This is a genomic window from Pseudomonas sp. 50_B (assembly GCF_017491625.1).
Classification (GTDB): Bacteria; Pseudomonadota; Gammaproteobacteria; order Pseudomonadales; family Pseudomonadaceae; genus Aquipseudomonas; species Aquipseudomonas danubii.
Genome location: NZ_JAFGYX010000189.1, coordinates 1 through 345 on the forward strand (window position 1 = coordinate 1; position 345 = coordinate 345).

The 345-nt window shown below is 48.1% G+C and carries 2 rRNA genes; both read right to left on the reverse strand.

Annotation, left to right across the window (positions count from 1 at the left end):
• Nucleotides 1-5: 5 nt before the first annotated feature.
• Nucleotides 6-121 (reverse strand): 5S ribosomal RNA (rrf, locus tag J5M73_RS31555).
• A 113-nt stretch (nucleotides 122-234) separates the two neighbouring features.
• Nucleotides 235-345 (reverse strand): 5S ribosomal RNA (gene rrf / locus J5M73_RS31560); the annotation flags it as partial.

A 345-nucleotide genomic window follows, 5' to 3' on the forward strand; every position in this document is an offset into this window, starting at 1 on the left:
TTTAATCTTGACGATGACCTACTCTCACATGGGGAAACCCCACACTACCATCGGCGATGCATCGTTTCACTTCTGAGTTCGGGATGGGATCAGGTGGTTCCAACGCTCTATGGTCGTCAAGAAATTCTGTGGCCGATCCGTTGGACTCTAGAGTCGAACGTGTCAGCAAAATCAGTAACTTCTACATAAAGACAAAACCCCAATTGCTTTCGCAATTAGGGTTTCGGAATTTAATCTTGACGATGACCTACTCTCACATGGGGAAACCCCACACTACCATCGGCGATGCATCGTTTCACTTCTGAGTTCGGGATGGGATCAGGTGGTTCCAACGCTCTATGGTCG